Source organism: Micromonospora sp. DT4, assembly GCF_049841675.1.
Lineage (GTDB): Bacteria > Actinomycetota > Actinomycetes > Mycobacteriales > Micromonosporaceae > Micromonospora.
In genome coordinates, this window is sequence record NZ_JBNCKT010000006.1 from 26,857 (window position 1) to 44,454 (window position 17,598).

Here is a 17,598-nt window from a genome sequence, read left to right on the forward strand (position 1 = left end):
CGCCGGCACGGCGGACCCCGACCGACCCACGGTCAGACCGTGATGCGACCGGCGCCGGCGCCGCCCGTCACGATGGACTTGACGTTGCTCGCGGTATCCAGTTGGTACGAGTACGGGATGCTGGCGACGCTGCCGCCGGTCTGCCCGGCGGGCGAGTTGACGAAGTGGTTGTTGCGGGCCACCAGCCGTCCCGGCCCGGAGTCAGCCTCGCCGAGGTAGTACGTGTCGGGCACGTTCTCGAAGTAGTTGCCCTCGACGAGCACGCCGGCGTTCTCGGTGGAGGCCACCCCGTAGCCAGTGTTGGCCCGGTAGTAGTTGTTGTAGACGTGCACCGGGTTGCCGAAGCGCACCCGCGGGTTGCGCTGCTTGCTGCCGTCGAACCAGTTGTGGTGGTAGGTCACCCGCAGGTGCCCGGTGTCCTGGGCGCCGTTGTCGTCGCTGTGGCCGAGCAGCATGGTCTTGTCGTGGTTGAAGACCCGGTTCCACGACACGGTGACGAAGTCCGACCCGCGCTTGATGTCGACCGCGCCGTCGTACCCGTTGCTGAAGGTGTTGTGGTCGATCCAGATGTTGGTGGCCGACTCCTGCACGTTGATCGCGTCGTCGTTCCAGTCCCGGAAGGTCAGGTTCCGGATGATGACGTTGCGGTCACCGCTGACGTTGAGTCCGCAGCCGGCGATCGTCGCGCCGGAGTTGCCGAGGATGGTCTTGTTGGACCGGACCCGCAGCATGCCCGAGCAGGAGATGGTGCCGGAGACCCGGATCACCGCCGACCCGGTCGCGTTGAGCGCGCTGGTCAGCGCCGAGGCGTTCGTCACGGTGGTCGCCGGGGCACCTCCACCGCCGGTGGTGCCGCCGTTCTGGGTTGCCCAACCGACGAGGCCGGTCGGCGGCGGAATGCTCGGCGGCGGATCGCTGGGGATCGGCGGGGTGGTGGGCGTGCCGGGGTTGGTCGGCGTGGTCGGGGTGGTGGTGCCGCCGGTGCAGGCCACGTTGTTCAGGGTGAAGTTGGTCGGCACCGGGTTGCTGGAGTTGTTCCAGCTCGCGTTGAAGCCGAACGAGGCACTGCCGTTGGTGGCCAGGTTGCCGTTGTAATCGACGTTGGCGGCGGAGACCTGGCTGCCGCTCTGCGTGACGGTAGCCCCCCATGCCTGGTTGACCTGCTGGCCGGCCCCGTACGACCAGCGCAGCGTCCACCCCGAGACCGGGTCGCCGAGGTTGGTGACCGTGACGTTGCCGGTGAACCCGCCCGGCCACTGGCTGGCGACCGAGTAGGCGACCTGACAGCCGGCTGCCGCCTGGGCCGAGACGGCCGTCAGGAGACCGCCGGTGACCAGCGCGGCGGTGGCCGTGGTGCGCCCGACCTACGAAGGGGCCGGCCTGCGCCCGCCCCAGGTGGCCGACGCCCTCGGCGTGCGCCCGGCCCGAGGTGGCCGACGCTCTCGGCGTGGGCGCGGCCACCTCGGTGGCTCAACAGCTGGCGCCGTTGAGCTTCACGGTCGCCGGGGCGCTGGCCGTACCGTTGGCGGTGAAGCCCACGGTGACCGATGCCCCCGCCGCCAGCGACGGCGCGTGGCTGGGCGCGGCGGCCGTGACCGTCGTACCGGACTGGGTGACGGTGGCATTCCACCCACTGCCCAGCGTCACTCCGGACGGCCAACTCCAGGTAACGGTCCACGGGTTCACTGCGGCCGTACCGGTGTTCTTGACGGTCAACTCACCTTGGAAGCCGCCCTGCCAGGCGTTGACCTGCCGGTAGGTGGCCGTACAGGCGCCCGGGGGCGTGCTCGTCGGCCCGCCGGTGGGGCCGCCCGTGGGGCCACCGGTCGGCCCGCCGGTGGGTCCGCCGCCGTTCGGCGCGATCAGGTACGGCTGCAGGATCGCCTGCTTGGTGGTGTTGATGTTGGTCCAGTCGTCGAGCGCGATGCCGCCGGTGTCGCCCGAGTTCGGGTTCCACGACCAGTAGGTGAACGACATCCCGGTCACCCCGGTACCGGTGTACGCCATCAACTTCTCCAGCCACACCTTGTCCTTCGGGTCGGCCAGAGTGCTGCCGAACTCGCCCATCATGATCGGGGCGATGTTCTGCTTGTAGAGGTAACCGAAGTACTTGTCCCAGATGGCCGGCATGTTCGCCGGGTAGTCCGGGGCGTCGAACCAGGTCTGCCGGTACACCGACGTGGCGTACTCGTGCGGCGAGTAGACCAGCCGGTTCGCCACGCTCAGGCGTACCGGGAACTGACCCGCCTTCGACAGGTTGCCGCCCCACCACCCGCAGTCCTCGTCGTTGCTCGGGTCGTTGTCCCAGACGTTGGAGAGGCCACCGCTCGGGCAGCTCACCCCCTCCACGAAGATCAACCAGTTGGGCTGGACACCGAGGATGGCGTTGCCGGCGCGCTCGGCGGCGAGCCGCCAGTCCCGGGTGGTGTCACCGCACCCCCAGCACGCGCCGGTGGCCGCCGGGTTGGTGCCCTCGGCGTGCGGCTCGTTGTGCAGGTCCGCGCCGATCACCGTGGGGTTGCCCGCGTACCGCTGGGCGAGCATCTTCCAGTCGTTGATCCAGGTCGCCTCGGAGACCGTCGACGTGTACCACAGCGGCGACTGCCCGGCCGACGTCGGCCGGTGCCGGTCCAGGATGATCCGCATCCCCTTGCTGCCGGCGTAGTCGATCACCTTGTCCAGGATCTGCAACGGCGAGAGCCCGATCAGGTCCGGGTTGACGAAATCGTTGATCCCGGTGGCCGTCGCGCCCGGCTTCAGCGCGTCGTTCGAGTACGGCACCCGCAACGTGTTGTAGCCCAGCCGGGCCATCGTGTCGAGCTGCCCCCGCCACGGATTGCTCGACCACAGACCGTGGAAGGTCTTGTTGTCGGTCTCCATGCCGAACCAGTTGATGCCAGTCAACCGGACCGTGGCACCGGTGCTGTCCACGATCTGGTTACCGTTCGTGTGCAGATAGCCGGTGCCGGTACCCGCGGCGGAAGCCGGGGTGGTGCTGACGGCGGCGGCGAGGAACACGCCGGCCGCTGCGGTGGCGAGCGCGGTCAGCGCGCCGCCAAGAGCTGTACCACGGATCATTCGAGCTCCACTTCGGAGGCACGACGCCGTCGAGCGACGACGCCGGCGGGCGGCCGTCCGCACGTCACGGTCCCCTTGGGGTACGCGGACAGTGCGCGACGGCCCATGTCACGCGGACGGGAAACTCGCGGCAGCTCACCGGCCGATCCTCGACAGCGATGCTCGCCGTCGTCGCCCTCGGCCCGGTGGCCCTACCTGACTCCGTCGCCCATTCTCATCAGCCCACCTCAATGCGTCAACTGCCCGCCGGGAAGTTGCGTGAATCTTGGCGCGGGGCGCGGGGCGCGGGGCGCGGGGCGCGGGGCGCGGGGCGCGGGGCGCGGGGCGCGGGGCGGGGGCGCCGGGGCGCCGGGGCGCGGGGGCGCCGGGGCGCGGGGGCGCCGGAACGCCGGAACGCGGGACGCGCGGGTGTGAGCGCCGGACACGTTGGAGCCCCCGGTCCCGAGAGGGACCGGGGGCTCCGGACGGTGTCAGGTCAGCCGGCCTGCTCGGCGAGCTGAAGGAACTGCCGCTTGGAGGCGAGGGCCTGCTCGGCCTCCTTGATCCGACGGGCGTCCCCGGCGCTCTGCGCCCGGGCCAGCCGCTCCTCGGCCTCCGCCACCTGCGCCCGCATCTGGGCGAGCAGCGGGTTGTCCTCCTTGGTGGTACGCCGCCACGCGGAGTCCATCACCTCGCGGACCTTGTCGTCGATGACACGCAACCGGCGCTCCAGCCCGGCGGCGGCCTCGCGGGGCACTCGGCCGGCCTCGTGCCACTGGGCCTGGATCTCCCGCAGCTTGGCCTGGGCGCCCTTGGGGTCGGCGTCGATGTCCAGGGCCTCGGCCTCGGCCAGCAGGGCCTGCTTACGTTCCAGGTTGCCGCGCTGCTCGTTGTCCCGGGCGGAGAAGACCTCGCTGCGCCGGCTGAAGAAGGCGTCCTGCGTGGCCCGGAACCGTTCCCAGAGCTTCTGCTCGGCTTCCTTGGAGGCACGCGGGGCGGCCTTCCACTGCGTCATCAGCTCCTTGAGTTGGTTGGCCGTGGCCGCCCACTCGGTGGAGTCCTTGATCTTCTCGGCCTCGGCGACCAGCTCTTCCTTGACGGTCTGCGCCTGCTTGCGCGTCGCGTCCAGCGAGGCGAAGTGGGCGCCCCGACGCCGGGTGAAGCCGTCCCGCGCGGCGGCGAACCGCTTCCACAGCTCACCGTCGGCCTTCTTGTCGACCCCGCGAATGGTCTTCCACTCGTCGAGGATCTCCTTGAGCCGGTCACCGGCCGTCTTCCAGCCGGTCGACTCCGCGGCGAGCTTCTCGGCCTCCTCGACCAGGGCGGTCTTGCGGGCCAGGGCCTCACCCCGGGCGACGTCCCGGGCGGCACGCGCCTCGGTCGCCTTCTCCTCGGCGAGGGTCGCCAGCTTGTCCAGTCGGGCGGCCAGGGCGTCGATGTCGCCGACCACGTGGGCCTCCGGCAGCGTGGCGCGGATCCGCCGGATCGTGCTCAACGAGTGCCCGGCGTCCGCCGCGCCCGAGTTGAGCCGCGCTTCGGTCAGGTCCACCTCGGTGACCAGGTCGGCGAAGCGGCGCGCGAAGTGCGCGAGGCCCTCCTCCGGTGCTCCTGCCTGCCAGGATCCGACCACCCGCTCGCCTTCGGCGGTCTTGACGTAGACGGTGCCGTCCGCGTCCACCCGTCCGAAGGCAGTCCAGTCGCTCATGTGCCCATCCTCGTTCTCCCGGCGTCGAGGGAGCCGTCCCCCGTCGCCGCCACGGCGCAGCCAAGTTGCTTCCGGCATTGTCACAGGTCCGACCCGGTCCGCGTCGAGCGCCTATCGCCGACCGTGACCATACGGTGTCCTAGGGCCTGATTGACCGGATCGCCGCGGAGACGCACCGGGGATTCCCGCTACGGTGAACGGGTGCCACTGGTCGCCGCCGCTGTCTGCCCACATCCGCCCCTGCTCGTGCCCGAAGTGGCCGGTGCCGCCGCCAGGGAACTGGACGACCTGCGGGCGGCCTGTGACCTCGCTGTTCGCCGGCTGTTGGCCACGGCTCCGGACGCGGTGGTGCTGCTCGGCGTCGGCCCGGTGACCGGTCCGATCCAACCCCCGGCCACCGGCTCCCTCCAGCCCTGGGGTGTCGACCTGGAGGTGCCCCTGGTCTCCGGTCAGCCCGACCGGGGGGCCGTGCTGCCGCTGAGCCTGACCATCGGCGCGTGGCTGCTGTCCCGGCACGCCCCGCTCCCCACGACGACGAACGACCAGGCGACGCCCGGACAGGCGGCCGTCCCGCCGACGCCGACGCCGGCGACGCAGGTGACCGCCATGCAGGTGACCGCCGACGCCGGACCGGCCGAGGTGGCCGCGCTCGCCGCGGAGGTCGCCGCCGCCGGTGACCGGGTGGCGCTGCTGGTGCTCGGCGACGGGTCCGCCTGCCGGGGCCAGAAGGCGCCCGGGTACGACGACCAGCGCGCTCTCCCGTACGACGAGGGGGTTGCCGCAGCCCTGGCCGAGGCGGACGTGGACGCCCTGCGCGACCTGGACCCGAGTGTGTCGGCGCAGTTGAAGGTCGCCGGCCGGGCGGCGTGGCAGGTGCTCGCCGACGCGGCCCGCGCCAGCGGCGGCGGGTGGCGCGGCGGGTTGCTGCACGAGTCGGCGCCCTACGGGGTGGCCTACTTCGTGGCGTCCTGGGAGCGGATGTGACAGTCGTCGCGGTGGTGGGGCCGACGGCGGCGGGCAAGTCGGCGTTGAGCATCGCGCTGGCGCACGCCCTCGACGGGGAGGTGGTCAACGCCGACTCGATGCAGCTCTACCGGGGCATGGACATCGGCACCGCCAAACTGACCGCCGCCGAGCGGAACGGGGTGCCGCACCACCTGCTCGACATCTGGGAGGTCACCGAGCCGGCCAGCGTCGCGGAGTACCAGCGGTTGGCCCGCGCGGCGGTGGACGACATCCTGTCCCGGGGTCGGGTGCCGCTGCTGGTGGGTGGCTCGGGGCTGTACGTGCGGGCGGTGCTGGAACGGTTCGAGTTCCCCGGCACCGACGCGGCGCTGCGCGAGCGGCTGGAACGCGAGTTGGCCGAGGTCGGGCCGGCGCCGCTGTACGCGCGGCTCCGTGCCGTCGACCCGGTGGCCGCCGAGGGCATCCTGCCGGGCAACGGCCGGCGGATCGTCCGGGCGCTGGAGGTGATCGAGTTGACCGGCGCGCCGTTCACCGCGTCGCTGCCGCAGCCGAGTCCGTACTACCCGTCGGTGCAGCTCGGCGTCGACCTGGACACCGGGCTGCTGGACGAGCGGATCGCGCTGCGGGTGGACCGGATGTGGGCCGACGGGCTGGTCGACGAGACCCGTGAGCTGGTGGGCCGGGGTCTGGCCGACGGGCGGACGGCCAGCCGTGCGCTCGGCTACCAGCAGGTGCTGCGCCTGCTCGACGGCGAGCTGACGGAGGAACAGGCGCACGACGAGACGATCCGGTCCACCCGGCGTTTCGTCCGCCGGCAGCGGTCCTGGTTCCGGCGCGACTCCCGCGTCCAGTGGCTCGACTCGGCCGCGCCGGACCTGATCGAGGCCGCCCTGCGCCTGGTGCCGGCCGCTGCGCGATGATGGGGTCGTGGAGTTCACCAAGGGGCACGGCACCGGCAACGACTTCGTCCTCCTGCCCGACCCGGACGGTCAGCTCGACCTGACCCCGGAGTTGGTCGCGGCGCTCTGCGACCGGCGGCGCGGCATCGGCGCGGACGGCGTTCTGCGGGTGGTCCGCGCGGCCAAGCACCCCGACGGCGCCGACCAGGCCGGCGAGGCCGAGTGGTTCATGGATTACTGGAACGCGGACGGCTCGTTCGCCGAGATGTGCGGCAACGGCGCGCGCGTCTTCGTGCGCTACCTGCTCGACAGCGGGCTCGCCACGCCCGCCGGCGCGGCGTTGCCGGTGGCCACCCGCGCCGGCGTCGTGCGCGCGTTGGTCGAGGGCGGCGCGGTGTCCGTCGAGATGCGCCGCCCCCGGGTGTACGACGAGTCGAGCGCCACCCTGGGCGGTCTGACCCTGTCCGGCACGGTCGTGGACGTCGGCAACCCGCACCTGGTGTGCGTCCTACCGAGTGGCGTGGAGTTGTCCGCGCTGGATCTGACCGTCGCGCCCGGGTTCGACCCGACGGTCTTCCCGGCCGGCGCGAACGTCGAGTTCATCGTTCCGGGCGACGCGGTCGACGACACCGACGGGCACAGCCTCATGCGGGTGTACGAGCGCGGCAGCGCCGAGACCCTGTCCTGCGGCACGGGCGCCTGCGCGGTGGCCGCCGTGGCCCTGCGCGACGCCGGCCGGGACGCCGGTGTGGTGGCGGTGGACGTCCCCGGCGGCCGCCTGACCGTGACGGTCACCGAGGACTCCTGCTGGCTCTGCGGCCCGGCCGTCCTGGTGGCCAGCGGCGAGGTCGACCTCTCCACCCTGTCCGCCGCGTTCCGGCGCTGAGGCCGTCCGCTCACGGGGTGCCGTCGGCTGCCGTCGGTTGTTGTCGGCCCTTTGCTCTGCTTCAACCCGCGCAACACCCCAGTGTCCGGTTATCGGACACCAGGTGTTGCGTCGGTTGAAGCAGAGCAAAGGAGGAGAACGGCCCGGTTGGGCTAGCCTCCCTCGCCCCGGCACCCGCAGGCGCCGACCTGGTCAGGGGGTGGCGCTGGCGGTGGCGGCGATCTCCGGGAGGTCGGCCGGGCCGGGGTCGGCGGCCGGAAGTGGGCTGGGGTTGTGCGCGGCGGCGCGGACGGCGGCGGCGACCGCCGGGGCCACCCGCGAGTCGAAGACGCTCGGCACGATCACCGTCGGATTGATCTTGTCCTCACCGACGACGTCGGCGATGGCCCGGGCGGCGGCGATCGCCATCTCCTCGGTGAACTCCTCGGCGTGCGCGTCCAGCATCCCGCGGAACACGCCTGGGAAGGCGAGCACGTTGTTGATCTGGTTCGGCTGGTCGGAGCGGCCGGTGGCGACCACCGCGGCGTGCTTGCGCGCCTCCCGCGGGTCGACCTCCGGGTCGGGGTTGGCCAGCGCGAACACAATCGCGTCCTTCGCCATGGCGGCGATGTCGTCACCGCTGAGCAGGTTCGGCGCGCTGACCCCGATGAACACGTCGGCGCCCCGGATCGCGCCAGGCAGGTCGCCGGAGTAGTTCTCCTTGTTGGTGTTCTCCGCCAGCCACTGCCAGGCCGGGTTGAGGTCGGTCAGGCCGCGGTGCAGGGCGCCCTGGCGGTCGTACGCGATGATGTCGCCGACGCCCTGACGCAGCAGCAGCTTCATGATCGCGGTGCCGGCTGCGCCGGCGCCGGAGACGACCACCCGGACGTCCGAGAGTTGCTTGCCCACGACGCGCAGCGCGTTGGTCAGCGCGGCCAGCACGCAGATCGCGGTGCCGTGCTGGTCGTCGTGGAAGACCGGGATGTCGAGCGCCTCGCGCAGCCGGGCCTCGATCTCGAAGCAGCGCGGCGCGGCGATGTCCTCCAGGTTGATCCCGCCGTACGCGGGCGCGATGGCCTTGACGATCTGCACGATCTCGTCGGTGTCCTGGGTGTCCAGCACCACCGGCCAGGCGTCCACCCCGCCGAAGCGTTTGAACAGCGCGGCCTTGCCCTCCATCACCGGCAGCGACGCGGCCGGACCCAGGTTGCCCAGGCCGAGGACCGCCGAGCCGTCACTGACCACCGCGACGGTGTTGCGCTTGATGGTCAGCCGCCGGGCGTCCGCCGGGTTCTCGGCGATCGCCATGCAGACCCGGGCCACCCCCGGGGTGTACGCGCGGGACAGCTCGTCGCGGTTGCGGAGCGCGACCTTCGAGGTCACCTCGATCTTGCCGCCGAGGTGCAGGAGGAACGTCCGGTCCGACACCTTGCGCACGTCCACGCCGTCGAGCGCGGTCAGCGCCTCGACCACCTGGTCGGCGTGGTTGGCATCGGCGGTGTCACAGGTGAGGTCGACGATCACGTGGGTCGGGTCCGAGTCCACGACGTCCAGCGCCGTGACGATCGCCCCGGCCTCACCGACGGAGGTGGTGAGCCGGCCGATCGAGGAGGCGTCCGCGGTCACGGCGATCCGGATGGTGATCGAAAATCCGGCGCTCGGCAGTCGGGTGATGGCCACGGGATCCCTCCGTCACGGCTGTGCGGCCGGTCGGCCGCCGCCCAGCATTTCTACCGGGTTGTGGAGGTCGACTGGTATTCGCCCCCACCTTTGGCGACCTCCAGCACGGGCATATAGCAGGTGCGCAGGGCGTTGTGACATGTCAGGATTACGTTCTACCTACAGAACGGACAGGAGAACCGCTTGCGAGACCAGGAGAGCTTTGTCCCCGTCGAGGACGAGCTCGACGACGTCACCACCGGCGAGATGGAGCTGTCGGAGCGACAGTCCCTCCGACGCGTCCCGGGCCTGTCAACCGAGCTCACCGACGTCACCGAGGTGGAGTACCGCCAGCTGCGGCTGGAGCGGGTCGTCCTGGTGGGCGTCTGGACCGAGGGCACGGTGACCGACGCGGAGAATTCCCTGACCGAGCTGGCCGCGCTCGCCGAGACCGCCGGCTCGCAGGTGCTCGAAGGGCTCATCCAGCGTCGTACGCGACCCGACCCGGCCACGTACATCGGTCGCGGCAAGGTCGACGACCTCGGCGCGGTGGTGCTCAGCACCGGCGCCGACACGGTCATCTGCGACGGCGAGTTGTCCCCGTCGCAGTTGCGCAACCTGGAGCAGCGCACCAAGGTCAAGGTCGTCGACCGTACGGCGCTGATCCTCGACATCTTCGCCCAGCACGCCAAGAGCAAGGAAGGTAAGGCGCAGGTCGAGCTGGCACAGCTCGAATACCTGCTGCCCCGGCTGCGCGGTTGGGGTGAGACGCTGTCCCGGCAGACCGGTGGTTCCGGTCGTGGCGGCGGCGCCGGCGGCGGTGTGGGTGTCCGTGGCCCCGGTGAGACCAAGCTGGAGACCGACCGGCGGCGCATCCGCCACCGCATCTCCCGGCTCCGCCGTGAGATCAAGAGCATGCGCACGGTACGCGTCACCAAGCGTGCTCGTCGTACCCGCAACTCCGTGCCTGCCGTGGCCATCGCCGGCTACACCAACGCCGGCAAGTCCAGCCTGCTCAACCGGCTGACCGGCGCGGGCGTGCTGGTGGAGGACGCGCTCTTCGCCACGTTGGACCCGACCACCCGCAAGGCCACCGCCTCCGACGGGCGGCTCTACACCCTCTCCGACACGGTTGGTTTCGTGCGGCACCTGCCGCACCAGATCGTCGAGGCGTTCCGGTCGACGCTGGAGGAGGTCGCGGAGGCCGATCTGGTGGTGCACGTCGTCGACGGCACCCACCCGGATCCCGAGGAGCAGGTGCGGGCGGTGCACGAGGTGCTCGCCGAGGTCGGCGCCGACCGACTCCCCGAGCTGCTGGTGGTCAACAAGACGGACGCCGCCGACGAGGACACGCTGCTGCGGCTCAAGCGCCTCTGGCCGGACGCGATCTTCGTCTCGGCGTACTCCGGTCGCGGGATCGACGGGTTGCGCGCGGCGATCGAGGAGCGGCTGCCGCAACCCGCGGTGGAGGTCCGGGCCGTCCTGCCGTACGACCGGGGCGACCTCGTGTCCCGGGTGCACCGCTCGGGCGAGGTGCTCAGCACGTCGCACCTGGCGGAGGGCACCCTGCTGCACGTGCGGGTCAGCGCGGCACTCGCTGCCGAGCTGGCGCCGTACGACGTTGCGCGGGAAGGCCAGGCGGTCGGCAGCCGGCCCTGAGCGGCCCCGGCGTCATCCACCGGAAACGCGCGGCATGCGACACTGGCCGAATGCGCCGCGTTGTTTCCTCGGTCACGGTTGCCCTCGGCCTGCTCGGGGCAACCGTGGCGCTGGCCGGAGTCGCCGTAGCCGCTCCCGCTCCCGCTCCCGGATCATCACAGCCGCCCGCCGCCACCCCTGGTAAGAAGCGCTGCTCGGTCACCGACGAGCGTCTGCGGGAGCTGTCCGGCCTGGTGGCGACCAAGACCGGTTACATCGTCATCAACGACGGCACCGACGTCGAGGGGCGTAAGCGGGTCTTCTTCCTCGACAGCAAGTGCAAGGTCGTCAAGGAGCCGGTCCGCTACTCGGGTCAGGGACCGTTCGACACCGAGGATCTCGCCCTGTCGCCGAAGGGCGACACCCTCTGGATCGGTGACATCGGCGACAACACCACCAGCAAGGAGCGGCGGACCCGGATCGCGGTCTGGACGATGCCGATCACCGGCAACAAGCAGCCGCTGCTGCACCGGCTCTCGTATCCGGAGAACAAGCCGCACGACGCGGAGGCGCTGCTGGTGGGGGCCGGCGGCCTGCCACTGATCATCACCAAGGTGGCGAGCGGCAACTCGGAGATCTTCACCCCGGCGGCGAAGCTGAAGAACGGCGACACCACGCCGGTGCCGATGAAGAAGGTCGGCGAGATCAAGCTGCCGAAGACCACCACCGAGAATCCGCTGAGCGTCTACGGACGGGCCGCGATCACCGGCGCCGCCCGATCGCCGGACGGCACCCGCGTCGTCATCCGGACGTACGCGGACGCCTTCGAGTACGACGTCACCGGTGACGACATCGTCGGGGCGCTCACCACCGGCAAGCCGCGGGTGACGCCGCTGGCCGACCCGTTCGGCGAGGCGATCTCCTACACCCCGGACGGCAAGACCTTCGTCACGGTCTCCGACGGCGGTCAACTCACCGCCGACGAACCGGTCGACGTCCTGAGCTACACGCCGTCCACGAGCGCGGCGGCACCGCTGGCCGGGGCGGCGGGCCCCAAGCCGGCGGCCGGGAAGTCCTGGATCGACGGGCTCAGCTTCGACGACATCACCTATCTGGTGGGCGCGGTCGGCGTACTCGGTCTGCTGCTCGTCGGTGCCGGCATCGTCGGCATCGTTCGAGCCCGCCGTCGCCCGCCCGCCGCGGACGATTCGGCGGACGACCCGGACGACCGCGGTGGCACGCCCGGCGTCGACGGTGCTCCGCCCGGCGGTGGCCGTCCGAACGCCGGTGTGTACGGCGGCGCGGCGGCGGGTGGCGGGGTCTACGGCGGTTCCGGCCGGGGCGGTCCCGCTCCTGCCGGCGGCGCCGTCTACGGCGGGGGAGGCGCGCGCCCAGCCGGCGGGGGTGGCGGGAGCGGCCGTCCTGCCGGCGGCGGGGGTGCGCGTCCGGCTGGCGCGGGAGGTGGCGGTTACGGTGCGGCTCGGCCCGGCGGGGGCGGCAGCGCCCCGGCCGGCGGCGGTGTGTACGGCGGTGGTGGCGGTGGCCGCGCTGGTGGCGCCGGCGGTAGCAGTGGTGGCGGTGGCCGCGCCGGCGGTGGCGGCGGTGGCGGTGGCCGCGCCGGTGGTAGCGGTGGCGGCGATGGCGGGGGTCGACCCGGGGGCACCGGTGGCCGGCCGGGCGGCGGCGTGTACGGCGGCGGTGGCCAGCCCAGCGGGGGTCGGGCGGAGCCGCCGAGGCGCGGTGGGCCGGAGCCGGACCACCGGGGCCAGCGGCCCAGCCGCCGGCGTGAGGACGACGCGCCCGTCGACCCGTACCGGCAGTATCCCGGCGGCGGTCGTGGCCATCGGGGCGACCGCTACTGACGCGGTCAGCGCCACCCCGGGGCCTGATCGCGACGGTCCCGCCCGGCCGGCCCGCTCGGCGGGGTGAACGGGTCGGGCGACGCGGGTGAGCGTCGTGGACGCCCACCCGCGGGGTCGGTCGCTCAGATCCGGCGGAGCACCGCCACGACCCGGCCCATGATGGTGGCGTCGTCGCCGGGGATCGGGTCGAAGGCCGGGTTCTGCGGCATCAGCCACACGTGGCCGTCGCGCCGACGGTAGGTCTTGACGGTCGCCTCGCCGTCGAGCATCGCGGCGACGATCTCGCCCGAGTCGGCGGTCGGTTGCTGCCGGACGACGACCCAGTCGCCGTCGCAGATCGCCGCGTCGAGCATCGAGTCGCCCTTGACCTGGAGCATGAACACCTCACCCTCGCCCACCAGCTCGCGGGGGAGGGGGAAGATGTCCTCCACCGCCTGCTCGGCGAGGATCGGCCCACCGGCGGCGATCCGGCCGAGCATCGGCACGTACGCCGGGGTGGGTCGTTGGGCGCGGGACAGCTCGTCGTCGATGGCCTCGCTCGGGGCGCGGACGTCCACGGCGCGGGGACGGTTGGGGTCGCGGCGCAGGAAGCCCTTCTTCTCCAGCTCCTTGAGCTGGTAGGCGACGCTCGACGGCGACACCAGGCCGACCGCCTCGCCGATCTCCCGGACGCTCGGCGGGTAGCCGTGGCGCTCCACCCAGGTGCGGATGAACTCCAGGATGCGACGCTGGCGGGCGGTCAGGTCGACCGTCGCTGGGTCGGGGAAGGCGCTGACCACCGGCGTGACCGGGCGCACGGCGGGCTGACCCGTCCGGCTGCGCGCGGCGGTGCGGCGTCGGGTGGCTGGCGGGCCCGCCTCGGTGATCTGCTGCGGGCTCTTCGGCCGGCTGGCCCGGTCCTCGGTCACGTCCGTCCTCCCTGGTCGGCGCTGGGTGCCTCGTCGGCTCGTGGTGCGTGCGGTTGTTCCTGACCGTATAGGTGAGATCGGTCATTTTCAAACATCTGTACGACCTCTCACCGGCGTGTCGGGGTGAAAAACCGCTCCGGTCGTACGGATGTTCTGATAAATGGTACGTCGGGTAGCACGCGCGTTCGATTGTCGGCCGTTTTCCGTCTCGCTCGGGCCGTGCGGCCGGTAACCCGGGCGGGGTGTCCGCGTTGGTTCCGCCGGGGGTGGATGACCGGATGGTCCGTGACGCGCCGGACACGCCGGTCAACTTGACCCGCGTTCCTCGGCGACATACGGTCGACCCCTAGATGTAGTAGTGACACGGGCGTAAGTTGCCCACAGGTTGGGTCCGACTACCGACCGCACTCCCGTAAGGTCGAACACGGCGGGCGCCATGAGCCCATGGCGCCGTCGTGGTTCTCCGTGCCCGGGTGCATCCGGTACGAGGCGATTGATCATGAATTGGGGGTCCGCGATGCGGTGTCCGTACTGCCGGCACGCCGATTCCCGCGTGGTCGACTCGCGGGAGGCCGACGACGGCCAGCTCATCCGACGACGGCGCTCGTGCCCGGAGTGCGGCAAGCGGTTTACCACCGTCGAGGAGGCGGTCCTCGCGGTCGTCAAGCGCAGCGGGGTGACCGAGCCGTTCAGCCGTACGAAGATCATCGGCGGGGTGCGCAAGGCGTGCCAGGGCCGGCCGGTGGACGACGACTCCCTGGCGCTGCTCGCGCAGCGGGTGGAGGAGACCGTCCGGGCCAAGGGGGCCGCCGAGATCCCCAGTCACGAGGTGGGCCTGGCGATCCTGGGTCCGCTGCGCGACCTGGACGAGATCGCCTACCTGCGGTTCGCCAGCGTCTACCGCTCCTTCGACTCGCTCGCCGACTTCGAGCGCGAGATCGAGACGTTGCGGGCCGTGGCGCGAGCCCGGGAGCAGGGCCGTGCCGACGCGGTCGAGGCCGCCGGCCGTACCAGCTGAGACTTCACTGTTTTTCCGAGAGATCAGGACGCGTGGTGGGTGACCGCGCAGACGAGGGGGGCGACGGCGTGACAACGAGCCGTTCACGGAACAAGGCAGGCGCGGGGCTGAAGATCGAGCGCGTGTGGACGACGGAGGGTGTCCACCCGTACGACGAGGTCTCGTGGGAGCGCCGGGACGTCGTGATGACGAACTGGCGGGACGGCTCGATCAACTTCGAGCAGCGGGGCGTGGAGTTCCCGGAGTCGTGGAGCGTCAACGCGGCGAACATCGTCACCACCAAGTACTTCCGGGGCGCGGTGGGGACCCCGGAGCGGGAGTGGTCGCTCAAGCAGCTCATCGACCGGGTCGTCACGACCTACCGCACCGCCGGCGAGGAGTACGGCTACTTCGCCAGCCCGGCCGACGCCGAGATCTTCGCGCACGAGCTGACCTGGATGCTCCTGCACCAGGTGTTCAGCTTCAACTCGCCGGTCTGGTTCAACGTCGGTACGCCGTCGCCGCAGCAGGTCAGCGCCTGCTTCATCCTCTCCGTCGACGACTCCATGGACTCCATCCTCGACTGGTACAAGGAGGAGGGGCGGATCTTCCAGGGCGGCTCGGGGGCCGGGGTCAACCTCTCCCGGATCCGTTCCTCCAAGGAGCTGCTCTCCTCCGGCGGCACGGCCTCCGGTCCGGTCAGCTTCATGCGCGGCGCGGACGCCTCGGCCGGCACCATCAAGTCCGGTGGCGCCACCCGGCGCGCGGCCAAGATGGTCATCCTCGACGTCGACCACCCCGACATCGAGGAGTTCGTGGCGACCAAGGCGCGCGAGGAGGACAAGATCCGCGCGCTGCGGGACGCCGGGTTCGACATGGACCTCGGCGGCTCCGACATCGTCAGCGTGCAGTACCAGAACGCCAACAACTCGGTCCGCGTCTCGGACGAGTTCATGTCGGCGGTGGAGAAGGGCGAGGGCTTCGACCTGCGCGGTCGCCTGGACGGCTCGGTGATCGACACCGTCGATGCCAAGAAGCTGTTCCGCACCATCTCCCAGGCCGCCTGGGAGTGCGCCGACCCCGGCCTGCAGTACGACGACACGATCAACGACTGGCACACCTGCCCGGAGACCGGCCGGATCACCGCGTCGAACCCGTGCTCGGAGTACCTGCACCTGGACAACTCCTCGTGCAACCTGGCCTCGCTCAACCTCCTGAAGTTCCTGCGCGCCGACGGCGGCTTCGAGGTGGAGAAGTTCGTCAAGTCCGTCGAGTTCGTCATCACCGCGATGGACATCTCGATCTGCTTCGCCGACTTCCCGACCGAGAAGATCGGCGAGACCACCCGCGCCTACCGGCAGCTCGGCATCGGGTACGCCAACCTGGGCGCCCTGCTGATGGCCACCGGCCTGCCGTACGACTCGGAGCAGGGCCGTTCGGTCGCCGCGTCGATCACGTCCCTGATGACCGGCACCGCGTACCGCCGTTCCGCCGAGCTGGCCGGTGTCGTCGGCCCGTACGACGGTTACGCCCGCAACGCCGAGCCGCACAAGCGGGTCATGCGCAAGCACGCCGCGGCCAACGACGAGATCAAGCCGACCAGCCCGGTGGCCACCGCGATCGTCCGCGAGGCGACCAAGCAGTGGACCCAGGGCAACAAGATCGGTGACAAGTTCGGTTGGCGTAACGCGCAGGCCAGCGTCCTCGCCCCGACCGGCACGATCGGCTTCATGATGGACTGCGACACGACCGGCGTGGAGCCGGACCTGGCGCTGGTCAAGTTCAAGAAGCTGGTCGGCGGCGGCTCGATGCAGATCGTCAACCAGACGGTGCCGCGCGCGCTGCGCAGCCTCGGCTACCCCGAGGAGCAGGTCGAGGCGATCGTCGAGCACATCGCCGACCACGGCCACGTGGTGGACGCCCCCGGCCTCAAGCCGGAGCACTACGCGGTCTTCGACTGCGCGATGGGCGAGCGGACGATCGCCCCGATGGGTCACGTGCGGATGATGGCGGCCATCCAGCCGTTCGTCTCCGGCGCCATCTCCAAGACGGTCAACATGCCGGAGGCGGCCACCGTCGAGGACGTCGAGAAGATCTACTTCGAGGGCTGGAAGCTCGGCCTCAAGGCCCTGGCGATCTACCGGGACAACTGCAAGGTCGGCCAGCCGCTCTCGGTCGCCAAGTCCAACAAGGCCACCGAGCCGGCCGCCGTCGAGACCGCAGCCGCCGCGCCGGCCGCGGTGGAGAAGGTCATCGAGTACCGGCCGGTGCGCAAGCGCCTGCCGAAGAAGCGCCCGTCCGAGACGGTCAGCTTCTCCGTCGGTGGCGCCGAGGGCTACCTCACCGCGTCGTCCTACCCGGACGACGGCCTCGGCGAGGTCTTCCTCAAGATGTCCAAGCAGGGCTCGACCCTGGCCGGCGTGATGGACGCCTTCTCGGTGGCCATCAGCATCGGCCTGCAGTACGGCGTGCCGCTGGAGACGTTCGTCAGCAAGTTCACCAACATGCGCTTCGAGCCGGCCGGCATGACCGACGACCCGGACGTGCGGATGGCCGCCTCGGTGATGGACTACATCTTCCGTCGCCTGGCGCTGGACTTCCTGCCCTACGAGCGCCGCGCCGAGCTGGGCATCTTCACGGCCGGCGAGCGGGCCGCCCAGCTGCGGGCCGAGGCCGACGCGGAGGCTGCCGCCGTCACCGGTGCGGACCTCACCGCGATGGCGTCCTCCGCGCCGGTCGAGGCCCCGGCCAGGACCGAGGCCGTCGCCCAGCCGGCGCAGGAGATGGCCGACGTGGCCGCCGCCAAGCCGGCCCCGAGCGTGGGTTCCAGCACCGAACTGCTGGAGGCCGTGATCGGCAAGGCCGCCGACGCGCCGCTCTGCTTCACCTGCGGTACGAAGATGCGCCCCGCCGGTAGCTGCTACGTCTGCGAGGGCTGCGGCTCCACCAGCGGCTGCAGCTGACGTACGCCCCAGCGCTGCCCCGGCCTCCCGTGTGAGGCCGGGGCAGCGCCATTTGCTCCTACCGGGCTGAGCGTCTTGC

General features: G+C 71.4%; 12 protein-coding genes and 1 pseudogene. 7 read left to right on the forward strand and 6 right to left on the reverse strand.

What is annotated here, in order from left to right; genetic code table 11:
* Window positions 1-32: 32 nt before the first annotated feature.
* The 4 genes and pseudogenes from ACLQ24_RS03980 to ACLQ24_RS03995 all read right to left on the reverse strand — a co-directional run bounded on the left by ACLQ24_RS03980 (window position 33) and on the right by ACLQ24_RS03995 (window position 4,762).
* Window positions 33-923 carry a pectate lyase family protein gene (locus ACLQ24_RS03980; RefSeq protein WP_425889094.1) on the reverse strand — a complete coding sequence of 297 codons (891 nt, stop codon included), beginning with the start codon at window positions 921-923 and terminating at the stop codon, window positions 33-35.
* A 120-nt stretch (window positions 924-1,043) separates the two neighbouring features.
* Window positions 1,044-1,337 (reverse strand): annotated as a pseudogene (locus tag ACLQ24_RS03985) (cellulose binding domain-containing protein); the annotation flags it as partial.
* Between the two features lie 133 nt (window positions 1,338-1,470).
* Window positions 1,471-3,078, reverse strand: coding sequence for a cellulase family glycosylhydrolase (locus ACLQ24_RS03990; RefSeq protein WP_425889029.1), 1,608 nt, complete (start codon window positions 3,076-3,078; stop codon window positions 1,471-1,473).
* 475 nt (window positions 3,079-3,553) lie between these two features.
* Window positions 3,554-4,762, reverse strand: a complete 1,209-nt coding sequence (locus ACLQ24_RS03995) for a DUF349 domain-containing protein (RefSeq protein WP_425889030.1) — start codon at window positions 4,760-4,762, stop codon at window positions 3,554-3,556.
* A gap of 201 nt (window positions 4,763-4,963) precedes the next feature.
* Between ACLQ24_RS03995 and ACLQ24_RS04000 the strand changes: the two genes are divergently transcribed.
* Genes ACLQ24_RS04000 through dapF form a run of 3 tightly spaced genes read left to right on the forward strand, consistent with a single transcriptional unit; the run spans window position 4,964 to window position 7,513 of the window.
* Window positions 4,964-5,746 (forward strand): class III extradiol dioxygenase subunit B-like domain-containing protein, encoded by a 783-nt coding sequence (locus tag ACLQ24_RS04000; RefSeq protein ID WP_425889031.1) that lies wholly within the window; start codon window positions 4,964-4,966, stop codon window positions 5,744-5,746.
* Entirely contained in the window at window positions 5,671-6,648 is a 978-nt protein-coding gene (gene miaA / locus ACLQ24_RS04005) for a tRNA (adenosine(37)-N6)-dimethylallyltransferase MiaA (RefSeq protein ID WP_425889032.1), read from the forward strand. Before ACLQ24_RS04000 ends, miaA begins: the two co-directional genes overlap by 76 nt.
* A 7-nt stretch (window positions 6,649-6,655) precedes the next feature.
* Window positions 6,656-7,513, forward strand: coding sequence for a diaminopimelate epimerase (dapF, locus tag ACLQ24_RS04010; RefSeq protein ID WP_425889033.1), 858 nt, complete (start codon window positions 6,656-6,658; stop codon window positions 7,511-7,513).
* 192 nt (window positions 7,514-7,705) lie between these two features.
* Here the strand turns inward: dapF and ACLQ24_RS04015 are convergent, their stop codons facing one another.
* Window positions 7,706-9,172 (reverse strand): NAD-dependent malic enzyme, encoded by a 1,467-nt coding sequence (locus ACLQ24_RS04015; protein ID WP_425889034.1) that lies wholly within the window; start codon window positions 9,170-9,172, stop codon window positions 7,706-7,708.
* A gap of 183 nt (window positions 9,173-9,355) precedes the next feature.
* On the opposite strand from ACLQ24_RS04015, the gene hflX reads away from it, so the two are divergent.
* Both hflX and ACLQ24_RS04025 read left to right on the forward strand, forming a co-directional pair.
* Complete coding sequence (gene hflX, locus ACLQ24_RS04020; RefSeq protein ID WP_425889035.1) at window positions 9,356-10,810, forward strand: GTPase HflX; 1,455 nt, start codon at window positions 9,356-9,358, stop codon at window positions 10,808-10,810.
* Window positions 10,811-10,860: 50 nt separating this feature from the next.
* Window positions 10,861-12,651 carry a hypothetical protein gene (locus ACLQ24_RS04025; RefSeq protein ID WP_425889036.1) on the forward strand — a complete coding sequence of 597 codons (1,791 nt, stop codon included), beginning with the start codon at window positions 10,861-10,863 and terminating at the stop codon, window positions 12,649-12,651.
* Window positions 12,652-12,773: 122 nt separating this feature from the next.
* Here ACLQ24_RS04025 and lexA read toward each other — a convergent pair whose 3' ends face one another.
* The gene (lexA, locus tag ACLQ24_RS04030) at window positions 12,774-13,559 is read right to left on the reverse strand and encodes a transcriptional repressor LexA (RefSeq protein WP_425746158.1); all 786 of its coding nucleotides are present in this window, start codon (window positions 13,557-13,559) and stop codon (window positions 12,774-12,776) included.
* 517 nt (window positions 13,560-14,076) lie between these two features.
* Here lexA and nrdR point away from each other — a divergent pair.
* Both nrdR and ACLQ24_RS04040 read left to right on the forward strand, forming a co-directional pair.
* Window positions 14,077-14,577: a transcriptional regulator NrdR gene (gene nrdR / locus ACLQ24_RS04035; protein ID WP_234587987.1), complete on the forward strand. Its 501-nt coding sequence runs from the start codon at window positions 14,077-14,079 to the stop codon at window positions 14,575-14,577.
* 35 nt (window positions 14,578-14,612) lie between these two features.
* The gene (locus ACLQ24_RS04040) at window positions 14,613-17,519 is read left to right on the forward strand and encodes a vitamin B12-dependent ribonucleotide reductase (protein WP_425889037.1); all 2,907 of its coding nucleotides are present in this window, start codon (window positions 14,613-14,615) and stop codon (window positions 17,517-17,519) included.
* Window positions 17,520-17,598 lie beyond the last annotated feature (79 nt).